Source organism: Streptomyces qaidamensis, from assembly GCF_001611795.1.
GTDB lineage: Bacteria > Actinomycetota > Actinomycetes > Streptomycetales > Streptomycetaceae > Streptomyces > Streptomyces qaidamensis.
In genome coordinates this window covers 5,985,985-6,008,342 of record NZ_CP015098.1, presented here as the reverse complement: position 1 = coordinate 6,008,342, position 22,358 = coordinate 5,985,985, and the positions used below count along the sequence as shown (strand labels likewise).

At 71.0% G+C, this 22,358-nt stretch carries 21 protein-coding genes and 2 tRNA genes; 8 read left to right on the top strand and 15 right to left on the bottom strand.

Annotation, left to right across the window (positions count from 1 at the left end):
* Nucleotides 1–49 precede the first annotated feature (49 nt).
* From A4E84_RS26795 to A4E84_RS26770, 6 genes are all read right to left on the bottom strand, one after another.
* The gene (locus A4E84_RS26795) at nt 50–1,297 is read right to left on the bottom strand and encodes an HD domain-containing protein (RefSeq protein WP_174569464.1); all 1,248 of its coding nucleotides are present in this window, start codon (nt 1,295–1,297) and stop codon (nt 50–52) included.
* Nucleotides 1,294–2,631: an HD-GYP domain-containing protein gene (locus tag A4E84_RS26790; protein WP_062928988.1), complete on the bottom strand. Its 1,338-nt coding sequence runs from the start codon at nt 2,629–2,631 to the stop codon at nt 1,294–1,296. Before A4E84_RS26790 ends, A4E84_RS26795 begins: the two co-directional genes overlap by 4 nt.
* Nucleotides 2,632–2,784: 153 nt before the next feature.
* Nucleotides 2,785–3,096: a mycothiol system anti-sigma-R factor gene (gene rsrA / locus A4E84_RS26785; protein ID WP_031132298.1), complete on the bottom strand. Its 312-nt coding sequence runs from the start codon at nt 3,094–3,096 to the stop codon at nt 2,785–2,787.
* On the bottom strand, nt 3,093–3,779 hold the full coding sequence (sigR, locus tag A4E84_RS26780) for an RNA polymerase sigma factor SigR (RefSeq protein WP_062928987.1): 687 nt from the start codon (nt 3,777–3,779) through the stop codon (nt 3,093–3,095). Before sigR ends, rsrA begins: the two co-directional genes overlap by 4 nt.
* 256 nt (nt 3,780–4,035) lie before the next feature.
* Nucleotides 4,036–4,692 (bottom strand): alpha/beta hydrolase family protein, encoded by a 657-nt coding sequence (locus A4E84_RS26775; RefSeq protein ID WP_418082223.1) that lies wholly within the window; start codon nt 4,690–4,692, stop codon nt 4,036–4,038.
* Nucleotide 4,693: 1 nt separating this feature from the next.
* Nucleotides 4,694–5,509 carry an SOS response-associated peptidase gene (locus A4E84_RS26770; RefSeq protein WP_062928986.1) on the bottom strand — a complete coding sequence of 272 codons (816 nt, stop codon included), beginning with the start codon at nt 5,507–5,509 and terminating at the stop codon, nt 4,694–4,696.
* Between the two features lie 50 nt (nt 5,510–5,559).
* On the opposite strand from A4E84_RS26770, the gene A4E84_RS26765 reads away from it, so the two are divergent.
* From A4E84_RS26765 to A4E84_RS26750, 4 genes are all read left to right on the top strand, one after another.
* Nucleotides 5,560–6,282, top strand: a complete 723-nt coding sequence (locus A4E84_RS26765; protein WP_062928985.1) for a M50 family metallopeptidase — start codon at nt 5,560–5,562, stop codon at nt 6,280–6,282.
* Between the two features lie 110 nt (nt 6,283–6,392).
* A complete protein-coding gene (aroA, locus tag A4E84_RS26760) occupies nt 6,393–7,709 on the top strand; it encodes a 3-phosphoshikimate 1-carboxyvinyltransferase (protein ID WP_062928984.1) in 1,317 nt (438 codons plus the stop codon).
* A gap of 17 nt (nt 7,710–7,726) precedes the next feature.
* Nucleotides 7,727–8,737 (top strand): ribosome small subunit-dependent GTPase A, encoded by a 1,011-nt coding sequence (gene rsgA / locus A4E84_RS26755; protein WP_062928983.1) that lies wholly within the window; start codon nt 7,727–7,729, stop codon nt 8,735–8,737.
* A gap of 138 nt (nt 8,738–8,875) precedes the next feature.
* Nucleotides 8,876–9,199 carry a DMT family transporter gene (locus A4E84_RS26750; RefSeq protein ID WP_062928982.1) on the top strand — a complete coding sequence of 108 codons (324 nt, stop codon included), beginning with the start codon at nt 8,876–8,878 and terminating at the stop codon, nt 9,197–9,199.
* 7 nt (nt 9,200–9,206) lie between these two features.
* On the opposite strand, the gene A4E84_RS26745 is transcribed toward A4E84_RS26750, so the two are convergent.
* The 4 genes from A4E84_RS26745 to A4E84_RS26730 form a co-directional block, all read right to left on the bottom strand.
* The gene (locus A4E84_RS26745; RefSeq protein WP_062928981.1) at nt 9,207–9,812 is read right to left on the bottom strand and encodes a TetR/AcrR family transcriptional regulator; all 606 of its coding nucleotides are present in this window, start codon (nt 9,810–9,812) and stop codon (nt 9,207–9,209) included.
* 235 nt (nt 9,813–10,047) lie between these two features.
* Entirely contained in the window at nt 10,048–10,839 is a 792-nt protein-coding gene (locus A4E84_RS26740; RefSeq protein WP_062928980.1) for an ABC transporter permease, read from the bottom strand.
* Entirely contained in the window at nt 10,836–11,792 is a 957-nt protein-coding gene (locus A4E84_RS26735) for an ATP-binding cassette domain-containing protein (RefSeq protein WP_062928979.1), read from the bottom strand. Before A4E84_RS26735 ends, A4E84_RS26740 begins: the two co-directional genes overlap by 4 nt.
* Before the next feature lie 31 nt (nt 11,793–11,823).
* On the bottom strand, nt 11,824–12,495 hold the full coding sequence (locus A4E84_RS26730; RefSeq protein ID WP_062928978.1) for a DUF4097 family beta strand repeat-containing protein: 672 nt from the start codon (nt 12,493–12,495) through the stop codon (nt 11,824–11,826).
* A gap of 222 nt (nt 12,496–12,717) precedes the next feature.
* Here A4E84_RS26730 and A4E84_RS26725 point away from each other — a divergent pair, with 222 nt between their 5' ends.
* The 3 genes from A4E84_RS26725 to A4E84_RS26715 all read left to right on the top strand — a co-directional run bounded on the left by A4E84_RS26725 (nt 12,718) and on the right by A4E84_RS26715 (nt 14,824).
* Nucleotides 12,718–13,467: a GbsR/MarR family transcriptional regulator gene (locus A4E84_RS26725; RefSeq protein ID WP_062928977.1), complete on the top strand. Its 750-nt coding sequence runs from the start codon at nt 12,718–12,720 to the stop codon at nt 13,465–13,467.
* A gap of 33 nt (nt 13,468–13,500) precedes the next feature.
* Nucleotides 13,501–14,301, top strand: a complete 801-nt coding sequence (gene hisN / locus A4E84_RS26720) for a histidinol-phosphatase (protein ID WP_062928976.1) — start codon at nt 13,501–13,503, stop codon at nt 14,299–14,301.
* A 130-nt stretch (nt 14,302–14,431) separates the two neighbouring features.
* Nucleotides 14,432–14,824, top strand: a complete 393-nt coding sequence (locus A4E84_RS26715; protein WP_062928975.1) for a CBS domain-containing protein — start codon at nt 14,432–14,434, stop codon at nt 14,822–14,824.
* A 72-nt stretch (nt 14,825–14,896) separates the two neighbouring features.
* On the opposite strand, the gene A4E84_RS26710 is transcribed toward A4E84_RS26715, so the two are convergent.
* Nucleotides 14,897–16,348, bottom strand: a complete 1,452-nt coding sequence (locus A4E84_RS26710) for a catalase (RefSeq protein ID WP_213084211.1) — start codon at nt 16,346–16,348, stop codon at nt 14,897–14,899.
* Between the two features lie 145 nt (nt 16,349–16,493).
* On the opposite strand from A4E84_RS26710, the gene A4E84_RS26705 reads away from it, so the two are divergent.
* The gene (locus tag A4E84_RS26705) at nt 16,494–16,910 is read left to right on the top strand and encodes a Fur family transcriptional regulator (RefSeq protein WP_062928973.1); all 417 of its coding nucleotides are present in this window, start codon (nt 16,494–16,496) and stop codon (nt 16,908–16,910) included.
* A 124-nt stretch (nt 16,911–17,034) separates the two neighbouring features.
* Here A4E84_RS26705 and A4E84_RS26700 read toward each other — a convergent pair.
* From A4E84_RS26700 to A4E84_RS26685, 4 genes are all read right to left on the bottom strand, one after another.
* Nucleotides 17,035–17,108: transfer RNA gene (locus A4E84_RS26700), tRNA-Met, on the bottom strand.
* Nucleotides 17,109–17,190: 82 nt separating this feature from the next.
* On the bottom strand, nt 17,191–19,014 hold the full coding sequence (locus A4E84_RS26695) for a tetratricopeptide repeat protein (RefSeq protein WP_174569463.1): 1,824 nt from the start codon (nt 19,012–19,014) through the stop codon (nt 17,191–17,193).
* A 234-nt stretch (nt 19,015–19,248) separates the two neighbouring features.
* A tRNA-Met gene (locus A4E84_RS26690) sits at nt 19,249–19,322 on the bottom strand.
* 57 nt (nt 19,323–19,379) lie between these two features.
* Nucleotides 19,380–22,307, bottom strand: a complete 2,928-nt coding sequence (locus tag A4E84_RS26685) for a UPF0182 family membrane protein (RefSeq protein ID WP_062928971.1) — start codon at nt 22,305–22,307, stop codon at nt 19,380–19,382.
* Nucleotides 22,308–22,358 lie beyond the last annotated feature (51 nt).

The window sequence follows — 22,358 nt, the reverse complement described above, 5'->3', positions numbered from 1 at the left end:
CCTTCGCATCCAACCACGTACGGCCTCAAGGGCGCTCATTACCCATGGGTTACCCAGCCACGGGCAGGGTCAGACTGCTCCTTGCCAGTACGCGGGCCAGTGATTCCACCACCTCCGGGGCGTACGTCCCGGCGGTGGCGAGCCGGAGTTCCTCCAGCGCCGTCAGCGGCCCGCCGGGCCCTCCTTCCCGGGACTTCTCCTCGTACGCGTTCACGGCCCGGACGATTCGCGCGGCGAGCGGCTGCTCGGCGAAGGGGTCGGCCTGCCGCTCCACGACGACGGCCACCGCCTCGTCGACGCCCGTCTGCCGGACGACCGCCCCGCCGAGCAGGGCGATCCGCCGCTGCTCCGCGGCGGGCAGCGCGGCGGTGGCGCCCGCCGGCACCGGGTCGACGAGGCTCAGCTGGCCGATGTCGTGCATGAGCGCGGCGTACTCCAGCACGGCCAGCTCGGGCTCGGTCAGCCCCAGGTCACGTCCCACCGCCTGGCTGACAGCGGCGACCCGCCGGGCGTGCCCGCACGGCGTGTAGCCCGCGACCTCCGTGGCCCGGGCCAGGGAGGCGATGGTCTGCCGGTAGGTCGCCCGGACGGCGGCATAGCGGCGGAACGACATCTGGGCGAGCAGCAGCGGCACGGAGAAGACCGGCAGGGCCCACAGGCCCACGACGGCGACCGCCAGCGCCATCACCGCCCCGGTGGCGATGACGGCGGACCCGATGCCGCACACGGCCCGCAGCTCGTCCCGCAGCACCGGACCGAAGGGCCAGCCGGTGCGGGTGTGGGCCAGGGCGGCGGCGAGCACCGCGTCGCACAGCGCGGTGAGCGACAGCAGCGCGAGCAGCAGCAGCGCGTAGGCGGGGCCGCCCCAGTCGTCGAACATGCCCCGGTTGTACGGAGGCTGGAAGCACACGGCGACGAACCCGACGGTGAGCACGCGGCGCGCCAGGTGATCGAGGGTGGGCCCCTGCCCGCGTGCGACGTGCGGGACGCTGCCGAGCAGCGAGGCGGCCAGCACCACGGCGACGACCTGGGCGGGGCCGTGGTGGGTGGCCCGTCCGCCGGCCTCTCCGAGCAGGGCGTAGGACAGGGCCGCGGCGGCGCCGAGCGGTGCCGGTTCCCGGACCTGCGCGCCGCTGCGGCGAGTGAGCTCGCCGACGGTGACGAGGACGCCGAAGGCCAGGGCGACCCGGCGCTCCTCCAGACCGTGGTGGAGGGTGACGGCGAGGGAGCCGGCGGCCAGCAGGGCGGCGCAGGCGTGGACGAGGGTGAGGAGGGGTGGCGGCCGGTACGCGCTCATCGGTGCGCTCCGGGGCGGCTGGACAGGGGTGCGCCGGGCGGGGGCACCCGGGCCGGGCGGGTCTCCTCGTCGTCGGCGGTCACCGTGGGGTGCCACCCGGTCCGCCCGACGGCTTCGACGAGCGCCGCGACCATCACCGGGTCGAAGTGACTGCCCGCACACCGCTCAAGCTCCGCCAGGGCCACGGCGACGGGCCGGGCCCTGCTGTAGCTGCGGGTGGAGGTCATGGCGTCGAAGGCGTCCGCGACCGCCACGACCCGTGCGGACTCGGGGATCTGACGGCCCACCAGCCCGTACGGGTAGCCGCTGCCGTCCAGCCGCTCGTGGTGGTGCAGCACGGCGGCGCGGGCCTCGCCGAGGAAGCCGATGCCGCGCACCATCTCGTGCCCGTACTCGGGGTGCAGCTCGATCACCCGCCGCTCCTCGGGCGTGAGCGGCCCGTCCTTCCTGAGCAGGCGGGTGGGCACGCCCAGCTTGCCCACGTCGTGCAGGATCCCGGCGAAGCGGAGCACCTCCACGCGCTCGTCGGCCATGCCCAGCTCACGGGCGATCATCATGGAGGCCTGCCCGACGCGCTCGCTGTGCCCGCGGGTGTACCCGTCCTTGATGTCGACGGCCTGGACCAGCGCCCGGATGGTCGCCTGATGGGCGGCGCGTTCCCGGTGGTACTGGGCGAACGCCCACCACGAGACGCACATGGGCAGCAGCACGAGCAGCGCGGCGACCGGGCCGTAGGGGCTGCGCCACAGGACCGCCATCATCAGACCGGCGAGGCCGTGCACGGCGATCGGCGCGAGCGAGCGCGCCACGAGACCCCGCCAGGCCCGCCGCACGGGCACCCGCTCCGCCGCGGCCAGGATGCCGCCGTCGAGCAGCGCGAGCACCAGGCAGAACGCCAGCACGGCGGCCCCCGCCGGACCGAGCGCGTACGGGACGTCGCCCGCGGCCACCGCGTCCCGTCCGCCGAGCAGCCGGTGCACCGTGGCGGCGGCCCACACGCCGAGGACGAGCTGGGCGGCCCGCCAGATGCGCCGCAGCGCCACGGGCCGCTGCCCGGCCTGTGAGAGCAGCGCGCCGGGCACGACCACCAGCGCCGCGGCGGGCGCCGGCAGCAGGAAGGCACCGGCGAGCAGTACGGGGTAGAAGGTGCCGGCCGGGTGGGAGATCCCGACGAACCGGCACCGGGCGACGCGCTCGCAGCCGGCGTACAGCGCGGCGAGCAGTGCGACCGCCCACCAAGGCGTGCGTACACCCGGCGGCGGCAGCAGGCAGAGCAGCGCGGCCATGGCGACACCGGCGATGTAGACACGTGCCCGTGCCGGTACCGCTTCCATGAGCCCCTCCCCCGGCCGCGTCCGTCAGGCCCGGAGCCTAGGACCGCAGCAGGGGGGTCCGCGGGCCGATAACCCGCGGATTAGCACGTTCGAGTGACGTGTTCGAGAGTGACTACCCGTTCAGAGGTGGGGTAGTTGAAAAGCGCAGGAGTGTCAGGACTCCTGGGACGTGGCGGGCGAGGCCGTGACGTCCTGCTCGGGGACGGCCTGGCCGGAGCGGATCAGCTCGATCCGCCCCATGACCTTGTCCCGCAGGTCGCCCGGCACGTCGTCGTGCCCGCAGCAGCGCTTGACGAGCTTCTTCACGGCCTGCTCGAGCCCGTACTTCTCGAGGCAGGGCGAGCACTCCTCGAAGTGGTGCTCGAACTTCACGCAGTCCGAGTCCGGCATCTCACGGTCGAGGAACTCGTAGAGATGATCGAGGATTTCGCTGCAATCCGTCTCGTGCGGCTCTCCGCAGCTCATGACCCCGAGCCTTTCGCTTCGTTCGACTCTCCGGCACCGGCCGGGACCATCCCGCGGTCACGGGCGTAGTCCTCCAGCATGCCGCGCAGCTGACGGCGGCCCCGGTGCAGCCGGGACATCACCGTACCGATGGGTGTCCCCATGATGTCGGCGATCTCCTTGTAGGCAAACCCTTCGACGTCCGCGAGGTAGACCGCGATGCGGAACTCCTCGGGGATCGCCTGGAGCGCCTCCTTCACGTCCGAGTCGGGCAGGTGGTCGAGCGCCTGCGACTCCGCGGAGCGCAAGCCCGTCGACATGTGCGACTCGGCGCGGGCGAGCTGCCAGTCCTCGATCTCCTCGGCCGCGGAGCGCTGAGGTTCGCGCTGCTTCTTGCGGTACGAGTTGATGAAGGTGTTGGTGAGGATCCGGTACAGCCACGCCTTGAGGTTGGTGCCCTCGCGGAACTGGTGGAAGGACGCGTACGCCTTGGCGTACGTCTCCTGCACCAGGTCCTCGGCGTCGGCCGGGTTGCGCGTCATGCGCAGCGCAGCCGAGTACATCTGGTCGAGGAACTCCAGCGCGTCCCGCTCGAAGCGCGCGCTGCGCTCCGCGGCCGTCTCCGCGCCCGTGCCGCCCCGGCCCTCGGGCTGCTCCGCCTGGCCGTGTTCGGTCCCTGCGTCGGTCCCAGTGACCGGACCCACCTCCTCGAATGTTCTCGTGAGACCGAGACCGGTCTCACCCGAATCGGAGGATAGACGACGATCCGGTCCGCCCGCCGCCCGAACAGGGGCGGTCCTGCCCGCGTGCAGCACCGTCCAGTCCAGGTCGGCGCGGCTGCTGCGGGTCGGGCAGATGGTCGAACCCATGCGGCGGACTTCCTCTCCTACGACGTCGGTGCTGGTCTCCAGCACGTACGTCCCGCACAACAGGGATCGCCGCCCCGGCATTCCCGAAGCTTTACCCGAGTGACCCGGTCCACTCCACAACCGCGTCCGTGATGAGAGACACGGCCTCGTCCTGCGAGATGTCCGCTCGCTTCGGCACGGCGAAGCCATGGTCCCCGTACGGGATCTCCACGAGCTCGAACGCCCCGTCGGGGAATTCCTCCGGCTTCCCGAACGGATCGTTGCCGCCCTGCACGACCAGGGTGGGCACTCCGGCTCCCAGCAGCTCCTCGGCGCGGGACTTCTCCGGCTTGCCCGGCGGGTGCAGCGGAAAACCGAGCGCGAGCACGGCGTGGGCACCCAGCTCGGTCGCGGTGCGACAGGCCACCCGGGCACCGGCGCTGCGCCCGCCGGAGATCACCGGCAGTCCGGACTTCGCCAGGGCGGGCCAGATGCCGCGCCAGCCTGCGTCCAGGGTCTTCGGCGCGGGCGCCAGCTTCTTCCCGGCCACCCGCCAGGGCTGCTCCACCCGGGCCACGGCCACGCCGTGGGTGGGCAGGACCTCGGCCAGCGCCACCAGGTCACGGGCCTCGATGCCACCGCCCGCGCCGTGGCTGACGGCGAGCACCAGCCGGGCCTTCTTCGCCCCGTGCCAGGTGATACGGGCGGTTCCGGCGTCGGTCTCGACGGTCTCGGTGGCGGTGCCGGCGGTCTTCGTCACATGCGTCACGTCAGAAGAGTGTGCCCTCTTCGGGACCTTCCAGCTCCTTGAGCAGCTCCGGCCCGTTGTTGCGGACGTTGCTGACGGCCGTGGCGACCGGGTAGGCCCGCATCAGCCCGGCGGGCGGCGGGGCGAGCAGCTCGCGCAGGCCGTCGGGGTCCGTGCGGGAGGGGTCCAGCCAGGCGTCCCAGCGGTCGGGCGTCAGCATCAGGGGCATCCGGGGGTGGATCTCGGCGAGCGCCCGCGGCCCGTCGGCCGGGGACACCGCGAGCGGGCTCTGCTCGGCCTCCGTGGTGATCACCGAGCACGTCACCCACCAGGCCTGCGGGTGGTCGTCGGGCAGCGTCTTGTCCCGCCAGAACTCGTACAGCCCGGCCATCGCGAAGACCGACCCGTCGGCCGGTGTCACGAAGTACGGCTGCTTGCGGGGCCGCTTCTTCTTGCCCTCGACCTCCAGCTCGCGCTCCTGGGTGCCGGTGACCCACTCGTAGTAGCCGTCGGCGGGCAGGATGCAGCGCCGGGAGGTGAAGGCACGGCGGTAGGACGGCTTCTCGTGGACGGTCTCCGCGCGGGCGTTGATCATCCGGGCGCCGCCCTCGGGGGTCTTCGACCAGGACGGGACGAGCCCCCACTTCAACGTGCGCAGCTGCCGAACCGGCCGCGGGTCGTCGGCGTCTTTCAGGGGACGGTCCAGGACGGCGTAGACCTCTTTGGTGGGCGCCACGTTGTAGTCCGGCGCGAGGGTCTCCTCGGGCTCCCACTTCTCGACCTCAAAGATTCCTGCGAGATCCTCTGGCCTACGACTCGCTGAATACCGTCCGCACATACGTGCCACACTGCCAGATTCCATCCCACCAGAGGGAGCCAACGCCACACATGGACAGCACCGCAACCGCCTCGCTCGCCTCCCTCTGGGACGAGGTGTCCGGCACGCAGCCCGATCCCGACCTGTGGGTGGTGATCGCGACCCTGGGCGCCGCGCTCGCCGTGGTGATCCCGCACGGCCTGTGGCGCATCTCCCGCAACGCGATCACCATCGCCCACGAGGGCGGTCACGGGATCGTGGCCCTGCTCACCGGCCGCACCCTCACGGGCATACGCCTGCACTCGGACACCAGCGGCCTGACCGTCAGCCGCGGCAAGCCGCACGGCATCGGCATGATCCTCACCGCGGCCGCGGGATACACCGCCCCGCCCCTGCTGGGCCTCGGCGGGGCCTCCCTGCTGGGCTCCGGCCGGATCACGCTCCTGCTGTGGCTGGCCACGGCCCTGCTCCTCGCCATGCTCGTGATGATCCGCAACGCCTACGGCGCCCTGACCATGCTCGTCACCGGCGGCCTGTTCGTGCTGGTGTCCTGGCTGGCCGGCCCCCAGGTCCAGGCGGCGTTCGCGTACGCGGTGGTGTGGTTCCTGCTGATCGGCGGAGTACGCCCGGCCTTCGAACTCCAGTCGAAGCGGGCCCGGGGCGGAGCCGGGGACTCGGACGCCGACCAGCTGTCGCGGCTGACGCACGTGCCGGCGGGCCTCTGGTTCTTCCTGTTCCACGCGGTGTCGCTGTGCTCGCTGATCGGCGGGGGACGCTGGCTGCTGGAGCTGTGACGGCCGCCCCGAGGAGGCGTGGGGCCTGTGAGCTGCGCGGCTCCACCACGCGGGTGCGACCGGCCCCACGGCGCCGCACTCGGACGACGGCCTGCTTATAAAGTGGGGCCATGGCCCCGAACACCCCAGACACCGCCCTCTGGCCCGCCCCGCACGCGAGCGGAGCCGTCGACGCGACGGTCCACGTGCCCGGGTCCAAATCGGTCACCAACCGCGCCCTGGTCCTCGCCTCCCTCGCCTCCGAGCCCGGCTGGCTGCGCCGCCCCCTGCGCTCCCGCGACACCCTGCTGATGGCCGGCGCGCTGCGCGCCCTGGGCATCGAGATCGAGGAGGGCGTCGGCCCGGACGGCACCGGCGAGGCCTGGCGTGTGCTCCCCACCGGCCTGCGCGGCCCGGCCACGGTCGACGTCGGCAACGCCGGCACGGTGATGCGGTTCCTGCCGCCGGTCGCCACGCTCGCCGACGGCCCCGTCCGGTTCGACGGCGACCCCCGTTCCTACGAGCGTCCGCTGAACGGCGTCATCGACGCGCTGCGGCAGCTCGGCGCCCGGATCGACGACGACGGCCGCGGCGCGCTGCCCTTGACCGTGCACGGCAGCGGCGCCCTGGACGGCGGCACGGTCGCCATCGACGCCTCTTCCTCGTCGCAGTTCGTGAGCTCTCTGCTGCTGTCCGGGCCGCGCTTCAACCAGGGCGTCGAGGTCCGCCACACCGGCGCCACGCTGCCCTCCATGCCGCATATCCGCATGACCGTCGACATGCTGCGCGCGGTCGGCGCCCAGGTGGACACGCCCGAGTCGGGCGGCGAACCGAACGTCTGGCGGGTCTCGCCCGGCGCCCTGCTCGGCCGGGACCTGGTCATCGAGCCGGACCTGTCGAACGCCCAGCCGTTCCTGGCGGCGGCGCTGGTGACCGGCGGCAAGGTCGTCGTCCCGGACTGGCCCTCCCGCACCACGCAGCCCGGTGACCGGCTGCGCGAGATCTTCACCGAGATGGGCGGCTCCTGCGAACTGACCGAGTACGGGCTGGTGTTCACCGGCTCCGGCTCGGTGCACGGCATCGACGTCGACCTGGGCGAGGTCGGCGAGCTGACGCCGGGCATCGCGGCGGTCGCGGCCCTCGCGGACTCCCCGTCGACCCTGCGCGGCGTGGCCCACCTGCGGCTGCACGAGACGGACCGGCTGGCCGCGCTCACCAAGGAGATCAACGAACTCGGCGGCGACGTCACGGAGACCGCGGACGGTCTGCACATCCGCCCGCGGCGGCTGCACGGCGGGATCTTCCACACCTACGACGACCACCGCATGGCCACGGCCGGCGCGATCATCGGCCTCGCGGTGGAGGGCGTGCAGATCGAGAACGTGGCGACGACGGCCAAGACCCTGCCCGACTTCCCCGATCTGTGGACCGGGATGCTCGGGGCGTAGGACGCAGGGATCACGTCATGCGCCGTTACGGCAAGCACACCGACGAGGACGACATCCGCACCCGTCCGGGCCGCCGGAACACCCGGCCCCGGACGAACATCCGCCCCAAACACGAGGACGCCGCCGAGGGACTCGTCCTCACCGTCGACCGGGGCCGCCTGACCTGCCTCGTCGAGGACCGTGTGGTCATGGCGATGAAGGCCCGCGAGCTGGGCCGCAAGGCGGCGGTGGTCGGCGACCGCGTGGCCATCGTGGGCGACCTGACGGGCACGAAGGACTCACTCGCGAGGATCGTGCGCATCGAGGAGCGCACCTCGGTCCTGCGGCGCACGGCGGACGACGACGATCCGTTCGAGCGGGTGGTCGTCGCCAACGCCGACCAGCTGGCCGTCATCACCGCCCTGGCCGACCCCGAGCCTCGCCCCCGCCTGATCGACCGCTGCCTGGTCGCGGCCTACGCCGGCGGCCTGGAGCCGCTGCTGGTCCTGACCAAGTCGGACCTCGCCCCGCCCGACAAGCTGCTGGAGCTGTACGGCCACCTCGACATCCCCTACGTCGTGACCAGCCGCGAGGAACTGCAGAACGGCACCGCCCTCGCCCGCGTGCGCGAGCAGCTCGACGGCAAGATCACCGCGTTCGTCGGCCACTCCGGCGTCGGCAAGACGACTCTGGTCAACTCGCTGGTTCCGGAGGAGCAACGGCGTACGACCGGGCATGTGAACGCGGTGACGGGCCGCGGCCGGCACACCACCACCTCGGCGCTGGCGCTGCCGCTGGCGGGCAGCGACGGCTGGGTCATCGACACCCCGGGCCTGCGGTCCTTCGGGCTGCACCACGTGGACCCGTCCCAGGTCATCCATGCCTTCCCCGATCTGGAGCCGGGCACCGAGGGCTGCCCGCGCGCGTGCAGTCACGACGAGCCGGACTGTGCGCTGGACGCCTGGGTCGCCGAGGGGCACGCGGATCCCGCGCGGCTGTACTCGCTGCGCCGGCTGCTGGCCACGCGCGAACGCAAGGAAGGCGACTGACCTCCGCGTTGTTTGTGCCGGTGTGCTGGCGGTAAGTGCATAATCGCACGCAAGCCGCATGCAAGCCTGGCCAAAGCCCGACGAGCGCGACGAAACTGACTGAGCGGTCACTGAACGTGGGATACGGGAGGACGACTCATGGCGTGGCTGCTGGTCATCGTGGCCGGGTTGCTCGAGACCGGCTTTGCGGTGTGTCTGAAGCTGTCCCACGGCTTCACCCGGCTCTGGCCGACGGTCGCGTTCTGCGTCTTCGCCCTCGGCAGCTTCGGCCTGCTGACCCTGGCGCTGCGACGACTCGACGTGGGTCCCGCGTACGCGGTGTGGACGGGCATCGGTGCGGCGGGGACGGCGATCTACGGCATGGTGTTCCTGGGGGACCTGGTGTCGACGCTGAAGATCGTGTCGATCAGCCTCGTCATCATCGGCGTGGTCGGGTTGCAGCTGTCGGGGTCGGCGCACTGACGTCCTGTCACTCCGCCTGCCGCTGAAGGGCGCTGCGGACCAGGCCGGCGACGCCGCCCTCGCCGGGTGGCGCGGCCACGCACGACAGGGCGAGCCGGACTGCGAGTTCGCAGGAGCGGGCCAGGTCGGCGGTGTCGGACTTGGGCGTGCCGGGACCGGCCAGTAAGGCGACGGCCCGGTCGCGGACGAGGGCGACGAAGTCGCCGGGTGAGGGCAGGGGCCCGTCGGCGCGGCGCTGGGCCGGTGCCGCGGAGGTGGACGGCACGGCCGTCAGGGCCGGGGCAGGCAGCCGCTCACTCCAGCAGCCGGTGAGCATGGCACGGACGAGGACGTTGTCCCGGGCCGCCGAGGCGGTCCACTCGGCGGTGGCGGTGAGCCGGTCGCGGGCGTCGCTGTACCCGGCGAGAGCGCGGTCCACCCCGGCGAGATAGCCGTCGGCCTCCCTCCTCACGAGCGCCCTGGCCAGACCGTCCTTGCTGCCGAACTCGTTGTACAGCGTCTGGCGGGACACTCCGGCCGCCGCGGCCACGTCCACCATCCGCACGGCGGACCACGGTCGGCGCACCAGCGCCGTGTAGGCGGCGTCCAGTAAGGATTCCCGCGCTGCAGGCATCTTCGCCTCCCCTTGGGGCGAGCGGCTCTGCGCCCAGGTTTGACGCGCACGGGAGCACTGTCAAGGGTTCGCGAGTGCGCGCGGGGGCGCGTTTCGGCCTTGCCGCGCGGTGCGTCGCCCCGGTGCCGGGGGCTCGCCCCAGGCAGAGGAACGGGCGGCGCACTCCGGCGGGATGCCGGTGTACGCCGCCCTGGGGTGGGACGTTCGCGGGAGGCGGCCCGCGTGGCCACGGCGGTTACCTCGGGTCGCCGTTGAACTTCGAGGTCGACCAGAAGTAGCCGAGCACCGCGAGGCCGAGGCACCAGGCGAGGGCGAGCCAGCCGTTGTGGCCGATCCCGGTGCCCAGGAGCAGGCCGCGCAGGGTCTCGATGGCCGGGGTGAACGGCTGGTACTCGGCGATGGGCCGGAACCAGCCCGGCATCGCGTCGAGCGGGACGAAGGTGCTGGACAGCAGGGGCAGCAGGATCAGCGGCATCGCGTTGTTGCCGGCGGCCTCGGCGTTCGGGCTGACCAGGCCCATGCCGACCGCGATCCAGGTGAGCGCGGTGGCGAAGAGCACGAGCAGTCCGAAGGCCGCGAGCCACTCCAGGACACCGGCGTCGGTGGAGCGGAAGCCGATGGCCACACCGACGGCGCCGACGAGCACCACGCTGATGACCGCCTGCAGCACGCTGCCGATGACGTGCCCGATGAGCACCGACCCGCGGTGGATCGCCATGGTGCGGAAGCGGGCGATGATGCCCTCGGTCATGTCGTTGGAGACGGAGACCGCGGTGCCGATCGTGGTGCTGCCGATGGTCATCAGCAGCAGGCCCGGCACGACGAAGGCGACGTATGCGGAGCGGTCGGGACCGCCGCCCCCGATGCCGGCGCTCATGGTGTCGCCGAAGATGTAGACGAACAGCAGCAACAGCATGATCGGGGTGAGCAGCAGGTTCAGGGTGAGGGACGGGTAGCGCCGGGCGTGCAGGAGATTGCGGCGCAGCATGGTGGAGGAGTCGCGGAGGGCGAGGCCGAGGGCACTCATCGGGTGGTCTCCTTGGGCTGGTCGGTGACGTCGGCGGGTCCGGTCAGGGCGAAGAACACGTCGTCGAGGTCGGGCGTGTGGACGGTCAGTTCGTCGGCTTCGATACCGGCGCCGTCGAGCCGGTCGAGGATGGAACGCAGTTCGCGCTGACTGCCGTCGCTGGGTATCCGCAGGGCGAGCGCTGCGTCGTCCGGGGTGACTGCGCGCAGGGTGGCGGCGGCGTGCCGGTAGGCGGCCGGGTCGGTGAAGCGGAGCCGGACGTGTCCGCCGGGGATGAGCCGCTTCAGTTCGTCGGCGCTGCCCTCGGCGGCGACGGTGCCGTCGTGGAGCACGGCGATGCGGTCGGCGAGTTCGTCGGCTTCCTCCAGGTACTGGGTGGTGAGGAAGACGGTGACGCCGCCGGTGACGAGTTCCCTGATGATCTGCCACATGTTGTGGCGGGCGCGGGGGTCGAGGCCGGTGGTGGGTTCGTCGAGGAAGATGATCCTCGGGTCGCCGACCAGGGTCATGGCGATGTCCAGGCGGCGCTTCATGCCGCCGGAGTAGGTGGAAGCGGGCTTCTTCGCGGCATCGGTGAGGTCGAAGCGCTCCAGCAGTTCGGCGGCGACGCGGCGTCCCTCGCGCTTGGGCAGGTGGTGCAGGTCGGCCATGAGGAGCATGTTCTCCTCGCCGGTGATCAGGCCGTCGACGGCGGAGAACTGCCCGGTGACGCCGATCGCGGCGCGTACGGCCTGCGGGTCGGTGGTGAGGTCGTGTCCGCCGACCCGCAGCACGCCGGCGTCGGCGGTGATCAGGGTGGAGAGGATCTTGACGGCGGTGGTCTTGCCGGCGCCGTTCGGACCGAGCAGGGAGAAGATCGTTCCTTCCGGGACGGCCAGGTCGACACCGTCGAGGACGGTTTTGTCGCCGTAGCTCTTCCGCAGCCCGTGCGCCGCGATGGCCAGGTCGGTCATGAGGTGTGCTCCTTCGAAGAGGCCGGGATTTCTACAGGCTGCGGGCGGTGATGTCGCCGTGGCCGGTCGTCGCGAGGATGGTCAGGCCGGCGGTGGCGCCGTCGGCGTTCATGAGGCTGTTGTGGATCCGGCCGTAGCCGGTGCCGGCGTCCAGGGAGGCGGAGACGCCGCGGGCGGCGCCGACCGAGATGTCGCCCTGTTCGGTGCGCAGCGCGACCGCGCCGCCGGCGGCCTCGGCGATGCCGAGGTCCCCCTTCTGGGTGCTGATCTGCGCGGGGCCGCCCAGGCGGCCGACCGAGATGTCGCCGGCGAGCAGGGTGAGGCGGGCGCCGCCGGTCTCGTCGAGCTTGACCGAGCCCTGCGCCGCCTCGAAGGCGACGTCGCCGAGCCGTCCGACGCCACGGAGTTCGGCGGCGGCCGCCCTCGCCTCCACGCTGGAGCCGGCGGGCAGCTGCACCGTCACCTCGACGGAGCCGGAGTGGCCGAGGATCCGGTTCTTCGCCGCCGGGGCCTCGATCCGCAGGACGCCGTCGCCGTAGGTCACCTCGATCTGCTCCGCGGCCTTCAGGTCGCGACTCTTCGAGGCGTCCGCGGGCAGGACCTCGACCGTGGTGTCGGCCCGGTCGGCCGCGATGAACCGGATGCGCCCGGCGGGGATGTCGAGGACGGCCGAGACTGCGGCGGGGCTGTCGAACTTCTGCATCGTGCTCTCCTTCGATCCGTTGTTTCCAACGATGGAAAAGCTACGTTGCATTCACGCACCTGGCAACAAGCTCGTTGCACTCTTGGGGCAAAGATGCAGTTCAGAGCTGCAATATCATTGCAATGACTATGCCGCCTAACGCAACAACGCACCCTTCTTCGTTGCAATGGAATGAAGGTGAACGCTAAGCTGCGGACATCACGCACCACGAAGGAGGCCACGATGCCGGGAGGCAGGCTCACTCAGCAGGAACGCCAGCAGATCGCGGTGGGGCTGGCCGACGGCCTCGCCTACGCGGAGATCGCCCGGCGCCTCGACCGCCCGACCTCGACGGTCACGCGCGAGGTCATGCGCAACGGCGGCCCCACGGCCTACCGCGCCGACCTGGCCCACCGCGCCACGGAACACCGCACCCACCGCCGTAGGCAGGCCGCACCCCGGGACCAGAAGACGCCCCCGCAGGCCGACGGGCGGGACGCCGAGGCCGTACGCGAGTTCGAGGAGACGTTCACCACCGTCCTGATGGGGTCGGGCATGCCCAAGATGATGTCCCGGGTGATGGCCTGCCTCTGCCTGACCGACTCGGGCAGCCTCACCGCGTCCGAACTCGCCCAGCGGCTCCAGGTCAGCCCGGCGTCCGTCTCCAAGGCGGTCGCGTTCCTCGACAGTCAGGGCCTGGTTCGCCGGGAGGCGGACGAAGGACGCCGCGAGCGCTATGTCGTCGACGACGACGTCTGGTACCAGTCGATGATGGCCAGCGCCCGGTCCATCGCCCAGGTCGTGGGGATCGCACGGCAGGGCGTCGGGGTCCTCGGCCCCGGCTCCCCGGCCGCCGCCCGCCTCGAGAACGTCGCCCGTTTTCTCGACTTCGTCTCCGAGAGCACCGCGCGCGCGGCGGAGCAGGCGCGCGACATCCTCCACAGCAAGCCCGAGACGGCATCCAACCCCGCCGACCCCGCCAACCCCCTGTAGCCCCACCCCCACCTCGGCAGATAGGTTCGTTGCATGCCCGACTACCTCGACGACCTGCGTCTCGCCCACGTCCTCGCCGACGCCGCCGACGCCGCGACGACGGACCGGTTCAAGGCCCTCGACCTCAAGGTCGAGACCAAACCGGACATGACCCCGGTGAGCGAGGCGGACAAGGCCGCGGAGGAACTCATCCGCGGCCACCTCGGACGCGCCCGCCCCCGGGACGCGATCCTCGGCGAGGAGTACGGCGTCGAGGGCACCGGCCCCCGCCGCTGGGTGATCGACCCGATCGACGGCACCAAGAACTACGTGCGGGGCGTGCCCGTCTGGGCCACGCTCATCTCCCTGATGGAGGCCGGCGAGGGCGGCTTCCAGCCCGTCGTCGGCGTGGTCTCCGCTCCCGCCCTAGGCCGCCGCTGGTGGGCCGCGAAGGGCCACGGCGCGTTCTCCGGCCGCAGCCTCACCAAGGCCTCCCGGCTGCAGGTCTCCCGCGTCTCCACGCTCTCCGACGCCTCCTTCGCGTACTCCTCGCTGAGCGGCTGGGAGGAGCAGGGCCGCCTGGACGGCTTCCTGGACCTGACCCGCGAGGTCTGGCGCACGCGGGCGTACGGCGACTTCTGGCCGTACATGATGGTGGCGGAGGGCTCCATCGACATGTGCGCCGAGCCCGAGCTGTCCCTGTGGGACATGGCCGCCACCGCCATCGTCGTCACGGAAGCCGGCGGCACCTTCACCGGCCTCGACGCCCGCCCGGGCCCCCACAGCGGCAACGCTGCCGCGTCGAACGGGCTGCTCCACGACGAGCTGCTGGGGTATCTGAACCAGCGCTATTGAGCCCCCCGGTTGTTACCGAGCGCCCTCTTGTTGACCCTCCCTTTGCCTGCCACTCTGAGAGTCCCCCAACTTGTGAACTTGTGAAACGCTGAACAAACGGCGGGGACACTCCCAGGAGGTGGCTCCATCCATGCTCGTCCGTGACGCCATGAGCACTGTCGTCCTCACCATCGGCCCGACCCACACCCTGCGCCAGGCCGCAGCGCTGATGTCCGCGCGCAAGGTCGGCGCGGCCGTCGTCCACGACCCCGACGCCGGCGGCATCGGCATCCTCACCGAACGCGACATCCTCAACTCCGTGGGCCTGGGCCAGGACCCGGACACGGAACGCGCCCATGCCCACACCACCAACAACGTCGTGTTCGCCACTCCGGCCTGGACGCTGGAGGAGGCGGCGGGCGCCATGGCACACGGCGGCTTCCGGCACCTCATCGTGCTGGACGGCGGCGAACCCGCCGGCATCGTCTCGGTCCGCGACATCATCCGCTGCTGGGCACCGGCACGGCAGCAGGTTCCCGCGTAGCAGCACGGACGGGCCGGGCCCCCGCAAGGGGACCCGGCCCGTCCACTACCGCAAGCGGTCCAGTGCTGGAGTTCAGCCGCGCAGGGCCTGGACCGCGGCCTCCAGCCGCTTGCCGTAGTCTCCGTCGGCCCGACGGAAGTTGTCGATCGCGCGCTCGACGATGTCGTCACGCGAGACCTTGGCGATGAAGCCCGCCAGGTTGGCGATCAGGCGCTCCTTCTCGTCCTCCGACATGAGCCGGTAGAGGTTGCCCGCTTGGACGAAGTCGTCGTCCTCAGCGTGGACCGGGGCCGGGTGGGTGCCCGTCGCGCCGCTCACGGCCGTGGCGGACCACAGCGGACGGTCCGTCTGGAAGGGACCGCCGAAGCTGTTCGGCTCGTAGTTCTTCGCGCCACCGTGACGGCCGTCGTAGAGGTACCCGTCACGGGAGTTGGTGCGCGCCACGGTGGCGTGCGGGCGGTTCACCAGCAGGTGGTCGGCGTTGATGCCGACGCGGTAGCGGTGGGCGTCGCCGTAGGCGAAGAGGCGGCCCTGGAGCATCTTGTCCGGGGACGGTCCGATGCCCGGCACGAAGTGGGCGGGGCTGAAGATCGACTGCTCGACCTCGGCGAAGATGTTCTCCGGGTTGCGGTTGAGTTCCAGCCTGCCGATCTCGACGACCGGGTAGTCCGCGTGCGGCCAGACCTTGGTCAGGTCGAACGGGTTGAAGCGGTACGTCGCCGCCTCGGCCACGGGCATGATCTGCACGCCGACGGTCCAGGTCGGGTACTCGCCACGCTCGATGGCCTGCCGCAGGTCGCGCTGGTGGGAGTCGGGATCCTCACCGGCGAGCCGGGCGGCCGCCTCGGCGGTCAGGTTCCTGATGCCCTGGTCGGTCTTGAAGTGGTACTTCACCCAGAAGGCCTCGCCTGCCGCGTTGCTCCACTGGAAGGTGTGCGAGCCGAAGCCGTCCATGTGGCGGTACGAGGCCGGGATGCCACGGTCACCGAACAGCCAGGTCACCTGGTGCGTCGACTCGGGCGACAGGCTCCAGAAGTCCCAGACGTTGTCCGCCTCCGTCGAGCCGGTGTACGGGTCGCGCTTCTGGGTGTGGATGAAGTCCGGGAACTTGATGGCGTCCTTGATGAAGAACACCGGGGTGTTGTTGCCGACGAGGTCGTAGTTGCCCTCCTCGGTGTAGAACTTCAGCGCGAAGCCACGCGGGTCGCGCACCGCGTCCGCCGCCCCCAGGTTGCCCGCCACCGTCGAGAAGCGCAGGAAGACCTCGGTCTGCTTGCCGATCCCGGAGAGGAAGGCGGCCCGCGTGTACGGGGTGACATCGGCGGTCACCGTGAAGGTGCCGTACGCACCCGCGCCGCGGGCGTGCACCACGCGCTCCGGGATGCGCTCGCGGTTGAAGTGGGCCAGCTTCTCCAGCAGGAGCTGGTCCTGGACGAGCACCGGGCCGCCGACGCCCGCGGTCTCGCTGTTCTGGTTGTCGGCGACCGGAGCCCCTGCCTCCGTCGTAAGCCGTCCCTGCGTCACGTGCGCCTCCTGCACCATTTCTGACCAGTCCTGTCCCTTGATCAAAGCTGTTCTCGATCCTACAATAGACATTGTCTAAAGCAAGTGAAACTCTAATCTCACACCTGTTCGGGACCTGGTCCCCTTAGCTGTTAGGCTGGTGGCCATGAGTGACCTTCTGGAACGCCTGCGCGGACGCGGATGGCGGATGACCGCGCAGCGGCGTGTCGTGGCCGAGGTCCTCGACGGCGAACACGTCCATCTGACGGCCGACGAGGTCCACGCCCGGGCCGTCGCCAAGCTGCCCGAGATCTCCCGAGCGACCGTCTACAACACGCTGGGTGAGCTCGTGACCCTCGGCGAGGTGCTGGAGGTTTCCACCGACCAGCGCGCCAAGCGGTACGACCCGAACGCCCACCAGCCGCACCACCACCTGGTCTGCGCCCAGTGCGGCGCGATCCGCGACGTCCACCCGACCGGCAATCCGCTGGCCGACCTCCCCGACACCGAGCGCTTCGGCTTCACGGTCTCGGACGTCGAGGTGACGTACCGCGGCGTCTGCCCGAACTGCGCGGCCGCCTAGCCCTGCGTACGGAAAAGCCCCGGCACCGTGGGTGCCGGGGCTTTTCCGTTACTCAGACGGGCCGCTGGGGCCCCGGAAACACCGAGAGCCGGAACCCTTTCGGATTCCGGCCCTCGGCCTTCAGTAGCGGGGACAGGATTTGAACCTGCGACCTCTGGGTTATGAGCCCAGCGAGCTACCGAGCTGCTCCACCCCGCGTCGTTGAATGCAACGTTACGTCACCGCGGAGGGCGGATGCAAATCCATTGCCCGGCCGCACCCCGGCCCCACCCGCAACATCTCACGCGGAGAGCTCCTGCCGCAGCGCGTCCCTCAGCCGCTCCGCCCGCTCGGCGACGGACGCCGGTCCCAGCGACACGGCCCGATCGGCCCAGCGCTGCCCTTCCGCCAGCTCTCCCCGACGCGCGTAGACCAGGGCCAGCCGCAACGCCGCCCGCCCGTGCCCGGCGTCGGCGGCCCGCTTCCACCACACCGCCGCCTCGGGCTCGCTCCCCTCCCGGGCCAGCAGCAGCCCGAGGTTGAACGCACCGTTGCGGGACCCGGCCTCGGCCGCCTCCCGGTACCACCGAGCCGCCTCGACGACATCGCCCCGGGCCGCCGCCAGCATGCCGACCCGCACCTGCGCCCGCCGGTGCCCCTGGTGCGCCGCCCGCTCGTACCACTCCTCGCACTCGCTCCGCCGGTGCACCGGCTCGCCGAGCTCATGCGCGGGCTCCGGCGGCCGCCGGGCGTCGAGCACCGTCGCCAGCCGGTAAGCGGCCTCGGCGCTCCCGCCGCCGGCGGCACACCGCAGATGCCGCTCGGCCTCCTGCTCGTCGCCGTCCCGCAGCCTCACCATGCCGACCTGGAGCGCCGCCTCGGTGTGCCCGGCGGCGGCGGCCCGCTCGTACCAGCGCAGCGCGGCCTGCTCCTCACCCCGCCCGGCATGCAGGATGCCGAGATTGAAGGCGGCGTCGACGCTCCCGGCCTCCGCGGCCTTGGAGAACCACGGCTCCGCGCCCGTCTCGTCGCCGCCCCGCAGCAGCAGGATCGCCAGCGCGTTCGCGGCCTCCCGGTGCCCTGCGTAGGCCGCGCGCCGGTACCACTGCTCGGCCTGCGGGGTGCGCCCCTGCTCGGCGCAGAGCAGGCCGAGGTTGTACGCGCCGTTCACGTCGCCCGCGTCCATCGCGGCCCGGTACCACCGCTCGGCGGTCTGGGTCTCGCCCCGCTCGGCGTGCAGCGCGCCCAGCGCGTTCGCCGCGTTGCCGTCGCCGTCCTGGGCGGCCCGCAGCCACCACACGGCGGCGCTCTCGGTGTCGCCCGCGTCGCGCAGCAGGAAGCCGAGCGCGCAGGCGGCACGCGCCTCGCCGTCCTTGGCGGACGTCAGGTACCAGCGTCCGGCCTCCTTGAGCTCGCCGCGCCGTTCCAGGATCGTCCCGAGGTGCAGGGCGGCCCGCCGGTGGCCGCGCGCGGCGGCCTGCCGGTACCACTGCTCGGCCTCCTCCGGCACCTGGACACCGTTGTCACCGTCGGCTTCCCGCGCCGCGCTCCGGTCCAGCGCCCGCGCCAGCCGGTACGCCGCCTCCCGGTGCCCGCGCTCGGCCGCGACCCGCATCCACTGCTCGGCCCCGGCGTCACCGCGGTGCTCCAGCAGGTCGGCGAGCGCGTACGCGCCCAGCGTGTGCCCCTGCTCGGCGGACTGGCGCAGCCAGTACTCGGCGGCGGGTTCGTCGCCGCGCTCGCGGTGGTGCCGGCCCAGGGCGTGCGCGGCGGCCGTGGATCCGGCGACGGCGGCGATCCGCCACCATCCGGCTGCCTCGTCGGCGTACCCCCGCTGGTGAAGGAGAACTCCCAGGTTGTTGGCGGCCGCCCGGTCGCCCGCGGCGGTGGCGGCACGCAGATGAGGCTCGGCACCGTCGAGGTCACCACGGCGCAGCAGCATGGCCCCGAGGACACTCATCGCCTCGACGTCGCCGGCCTCGGCGGCGAGCCGCTGGCGCAGCTCCTCGGCCGCCTCGTCGGCGATCTCCCCGGTCTCGTCCGGGGTCTCGGTGTCCTCCCGGCTGGAAGGCTGCACAAAACGCCCTGTCTCGAACAGAGTTGCCTTGTCCCCCATAACGTCCATCGTCGCACCACCTGCAACCTGGGTACACCTGGTATACCGCAGCCAGTGAGGTCACTTCAGCGTTTTGTCGACATGCCCACAGAGAGACAAGTCAAACACAGATTGCCCAACTCCCCCCGGCGGCGCGGCCACAGCCTGCGCCAGCACATGCGTTCACACATCACGAAGGCCCGGATTCCTTTGTGGAATCCGGGCCTTCGTGGCCGCTCCGTCACTCGGACATCACGACTTCAGTAGCGGGGACAGGATTTGAACCTGCGACCTCTGGGTTATGAGCCCAGCGAGCTACCGAGCTGCTCCACCCCGCGCCGTTGTGTTCACAACCGTATCACGGCGCGGGGTGAGCATTTGACCAGGCCAGGGCCCTAACTGCTCGGCTTCGGGCTCGGGCTGCCGCTGGGCTTGCTCTCGCCGCCCCCGGAACCGCCCGCCCGGCTCGCCGCGGCCTGGGCGTCCTCGGCACGCTGCAAGGCGTCCTCAAGGTCCTTCTGCGCCCGGCCGTACGCCTCCCAGTCGTTCTTCTTCAGGGCCTCCTGGCCCGCGTCGAACGCCTTCTGAGCGTCCTCCAGGGCCTGCTGGACCGTCGGGTTGTCGGACGTCGGCGGTGGTGTCGTCGTATCGCCCTCGTCCGGCGGCTCGGCGGCCGGGCCGTCTGCTCCGAAGACCTTGTTGAGGGCCTCGTCGAGGGTGTTCTCGAAGGCGGTCTGGCCTCCGTAGGTGACCAGCACCTTGCGCAGCAGCGGGTACTTCAGGCCGCCACCGCGGACGTAGACCGGCTCCACGTAGAGCAGCCCCCCGTCGAGCGGCACCGTCAGCAGGTTGCCGTACTCGACTTCGGAGTCGCCGCCTCTCAGGAGCCTGATGGACTCGGCGATGTCCTCTTGGGAGTTGAACTGGCTCTGGACCTGCTTGGGTCCGTTGACCGTGGTGTTCGTCGGCAGTTTCAGGATTCTGATCTTGCCGTAGTCACCGGCGCCCGCCTCGGCGTCGACCGCCATGAACGCGCTGAGGTTGTCCCGGCCTGTTGGGGTGAAGGTCGTCGTCAGCGAGAACGCCTGCGCCTTCTGGTCGGGCATCTTCATGCTCAGGTAGTACGGCGGCACCGCGCTGCCCGAACGGTTCGTCGGGTCGTCCGGCACCTGCCACACCTCGCTGCCGCTGAGGAACGTCGTCGCGTCCTTCACGTGGTAGCGCGTGAGCAGCTCCCGCTGGACCTTGAACAGGTCCTGGGGGTAGCGCAGGTGGTCCATCAGCGACTTGGAGATGTCGCTCTTGGGCTCCACCGTGTTCGGGAACGCCTTCATCCAGGTCTTCAGGACGGGGTCCTTGGTGTCCCACTGGAAGAGCTTGACCTTGCCCGTGTAGGCGTCGACGGTGGCCTTCACCGAGTTGCGGATGTAGTTGACCTGGTTCTGCTGGGCCACCACCGCGCGGTTGTCGTTGGTGGCGGTCAGCGAGTCGGCCGTGGTGTCACCCAGGGTCGTACGCGAGGAGTACGGGTAGCCGTTCGTCGTCGTGTACGCGTCGACGATCCACTGGATCCGTCCGTCCACGACGGCCGGGTAGGCGTCGCCGTCGATGGTCAGCCAGGGCGCGACCGCCTCGACGCGTTCCTTGGGCGTGCGGTTGTACAGGATGCGCGATCCGTCGCCGATCGCGCCGGAGTACAGGATCTGCGGCTCGCCGAACGCCACCGCGTACGCGGCCCGGTTGACCGAGTTGGAGAGGTTGACCCCGCTGTCACCCTTGTAGCTGGTGGTCTTCTCGCCGTTGTCGTCGGAGTAGTCGATCTCCTTCTGGGGACCGCCGACGATCGAGTACGTGGTGGTCTTCTCGCCGTAGTAGACCCGCTGCTCGTACGTGCCGAGGTCGCCCTCGGAGGGCAGGTCGGACTCCGTGAAGTTCGGCCGGCCCTGGGCGTCGGCGCTGGTGCCCTCGGCGGCGACCACTCCGTAACCGTGGGTGTAACGGAAGTGGTTGTTGATCCAGTTCTTCTTCGGGATGCCGGCGAGGTTGATCTCACGCAGGCCGATGACGGTGTCCTGGTCCTTGCCGTCCTTGGCATAGCGGTCGACGTCCAGATTCTCCGGGAACGCGTAGTAGTTCCTGATCTGCTGGAGCTGCTGGAACGTCGGCGAGACGATGTTCGGGTCCATGATGCGGATGCTCGCCGTGGAGCCGACGTCGTCGCGCAGCTTGGTCTTGTCCTCGGTGTTGCCGGTGCCCGAGTAGTCGGTGACCTTGGTGCCGTCGATGCCGTAGGCCTTGCGCGTCGCCTCGAGGTTCTTCTCGACGTACGGCGCCTCCTTGGCCTGCTCGTTCGGCTGGACCTGGAACTTCTGCACGATCGCCGGGTACAGGCCGCCGATGAGGATCGCGGAGAGCACCATCAGGCCGAAGCCGATCACGGGCAGCTGCCAGGTGCGTCGCCAGATGGTGGCGAAGAACAGCAGCGCGCAGATGACGGCGATGCAGAAGAGGATCGTCTTGGCCGGCAGATAGGCGTTGGCGTCGACGTACCTCAGGCCCGTCCAGTTGTCGGTCGCCCTGAAGTCGCTGGACTTCACGGCGAGTCCGTACCGGTCGAGCCAGTAGGCGACCGCCTTGAGGGCCACGAAGATGCCGATGAGCACCGACAGGTGCCCGGTGGCCGCCGCCGTGGCGCGGGCGCCCGGGCTCGTGACACGCAGCCCGCCGTAGAGGTAGTGGGTGAGCGCGGCGGCGATCACGGACAGGATCGCGGCGGCGAAGCCGAAGCCGAGCAGGAACCGGTACCAGGGCAGGTCGAAGGCGTAGAAGGCGACGTCCAGCTTGAACTGGGGGTCCTTCTCGCCGAAGGGCACGCCGTTGACCCACATCAGCCACGTCCGCCACTGGCCGGAGGCGGAGGCGCCGGCGATCAGGCCCACCAGGGCGGTGATCCCGAACAGCAGCCACTTCTTGTAGGGCGCGATGCCCATCCGGTAGCGGTCGAGGTTCTGCTGCTCCATCGACATGGCGCTCAGCGGCGGCCGCAGCCGGTGCGCCAGCCAGATGTTGAAGCCGACGGCCAGGGCCATGAGCAGGCCGAAGACGAAGAAGAGCCCGATCTTGGTCCACAGCGTGGTGGTGAAGACCGAGGAGTATTCCACCGAGCGGTACCAGAGCCAGTCCGTCCAAAAGCCCGCGAACATGGTGAACGCCATGCCGAGAACGGCCAGGACGCCCAGCGTCATGAGCAGGGTCCGGACACGCCGGGACGGGCGGCCCACTCTGATCCGCGGCCCCGAAGGGCCTCCGCCGCGGTCCGGCATCTGGAAAGCCAAGGTGCGCACCTCGAAGTTCGCTGTTGATTCGTCAGGCCC